The sequence below is a fragment of the Pelagicoccus sp. SDUM812002 genome (assembly GCF_031127835.1).
Classification (GTDB): domain Bacteria; phylum Verrucomicrobiota; class Verrucomicrobiia; order Opitutales; family Opitutaceae; genus Pelagicoccus.
On sequence record NZ_JARXHX010000066.1, the window covers coordinates 1 to 2,224 of the forward strand.

Consider the following 2,224-nt stretch of genomic DNA (forward strand, 5'->3'; position numbering starts at 1 on the left):
GCACCCATTGCGGGCCCTGGGCCAGCTCCACGAAGTAGCCTTCCTCGGACTCCTTGTCCCCGTCGGTCACCAGCTCGAGCTCCCCGATGATCGGGAAGTCGTCGGAGGAGGTGACCTCCTTCTCGAAGGCGATGTTCTCCACCCCGGCGGGGGCGAGCACCTTGGGCTGGGGGGCGTCGGGCGACTCAAGGTTGGGAAGCACGATGGGCACGGGCGTGCCGGAGAGGAAGGGAGCCGGGTACTCCAGCTCTATGGCCGCCTTGTCGGCGGCGGTCAGTAGCGAGGCCGCGGATACGGCGGCCAAGGTCAGCAATGTCTTTTTCATAAATCGGTTGGTTTGCGGTTGGGTCTGGGTTGAGCGCGTAGGCGCGCCGCGTTGCAGGATTGGGACTTGCGGCGTGGCGCGAGCGCCAGCCCCGCCTTCTCTACACCTCGAAGTCGGACGGCGCGAACTCGAGCACGCGCTTGGCCTCCACCGCCTCGTTGACGCGGAAGATCCCGACCTCGCTCTTGAAGGAGTGCTCCCCGTCGGCGTTGAGCTTGGCCTCGCCATGGACCGCCGCGAAGAAGTTCTCCAGGTGCGGCTGGTGCGGCGGCTTGTCCAGGGCCACCGGGATGTCGAACTGGGCCAGCGGCGCGGTCTCGCGCACGTCCACCTTGGCGTCGGCCGCGGGGGGCGGCGTCTCGGACTGGGTGAGGTAGTGCAGGTCGATCCACTTGTCCCAGCTGGGGGCCCGCTCCTCGCGGTAGATCTTGGAGAGGGCCGGGTTCTCCGAGAACTTGATCGAGCCCTCGTCGCCCATGAAGTACTCCCAGTAGCCGCCGCCGGCGGAGGTGGTCGTCAGCGTCTGGTAGAAGGCGCGAACCGGGCCGTAGCTGGTGTCGTACTCGTAGATGACCATCACGTTGTCGTACCACTCGCGCGAGGGGTAGTAGTCGGCCCCGCCGGAGGCGAAGACGGTCTTGGGATAGGCGTCGAGGAACCAGTTGAAGATGTCGATCTGGTGGGCGCCCAAGTCGGAGATGGGCCCTCCGGAAAGGTCCTTGAACCAGCGCCAGTTGCGGAACTGGTGCATGTCCTGGTAGCCGTACTTCTTGAGCGTGGCCTCGTCGATGGCGTACTTCTTGGGCCAGCCAACGTCGGGGGTCACCGCGCGGTTCCACTGGCCGTTGAGGTTGGTGACGCGGCCGGGGATCTTGGCCTTCCTGATCAGGTTGTTGTAGCAGTGCTGGTAGCGCGGGTTGGAGCGGCGCTGGTGGCCGACCTGCAAGAGCTTGCCGGTCTGGCGGGCGGTCAGGACCATGGAGCGGGCCTCCTCGACCGTGCGGGCCATCATCTTCTCGCAGTACACGTGCAGCCCGGCCTCCAGGCAGAGGTTGGTGTGGCGCGAGTGCCACAGGTCGGGCGTGGCGATGATGGCGGCGTCGAGGTCCTTCTCCTTCTCCAGCATCTCCTCGATGTCCTGGTAGGCGTTCACCTCGTAGCCTTCCTTGGCCAGCTTGCGCTGGCCGTAGGTGCGGCTGTACTCCCAGATGTCGCACACCGCGCGGTAGCGGATGCCCGGGATGTTGAGCATGGCGTCGAGCAGGACGCGGCCCTGAACCCCGAGGCCCACCAGGGCCACGTTGATCTCGCCGTTGGGCGAGGACTGGGCCCGCGCGAAGGCGGGGGCGATCAGGATGCCGCCGGCGGCGACCAGCGAGTTCTTGACGAACTCGCGGCGGGCGAGCGGATGGGACGGAAGGTTGTTGTCGTTCATTGCAGGGGGGCGAGGGGTTAGAGCTTGTCGCCGGCCACCGACCAGCGGTTGTACTTGACCAGCATGAGGGCCAGGGCGACCAGCAGGGCGTGGGTGCCCAGCCAGGCGACGCCGCCGCTCTCGTTTAGCAGCACCAGGCCGACCGAAAGGGAGACGTAGACCAGGCCGCTGGCCAGCAGGGCCAGGCGCGGCAGGGCGCCGGCGACGAGCAGGACGCCCAGGGCCAGCAGGACGTAGCCGAGAACGCCGGAGTAGAGGTCGAGGGCCCAGGTCGGCATCAGCGGCTCTGCGGCGAACTTGTCGTAGAGCGGCTCGGGAAGGCCGTGGTAGTGCGAGAAGCCGTAGACCTTCTCCTTCACGTTGACCATGGCCCCGGAGATGTCCGGGTCGCCGAACTCGTCGAGCAGCGGGCGCTGCTTGGTCTCCACCCCGGCGAACTTCTCCAGGCCCGTCAGGAGCGAGCG

At 67.1% G+C, this 2,224-nt stretch carries 2 protein-coding genes and 1 pseudogene; all 3 read right to left on the reverse strand.

All coding sequences use genetic code 11. From position 1 onward, the window contains the following. A pseudogene (locus QEH53_RS23565) lies at positions 1 to 325 on the reverse strand (hypothetical protein); the annotation flags it as partial. A gap of 100 nt (positions 326 to 425) precedes the next feature. Further along, entirely contained in the window at positions 426 to 1,760 is a 1,335-nt protein-coding gene (locus tag QEH53_RS23570; protein WP_309025690.1) for a Gfo/Idh/MocA family oxidoreductase, read from the reverse strand. Between the two features lie 17 nt (positions 1,761 to 1,777). After that, the coding region (locus QEH53_RS23575; protein WP_309025691.1) for a hypothetical protein at positions 1,778 to 2,224 on the reverse strand (447 nt) is incomplete at its 5' end.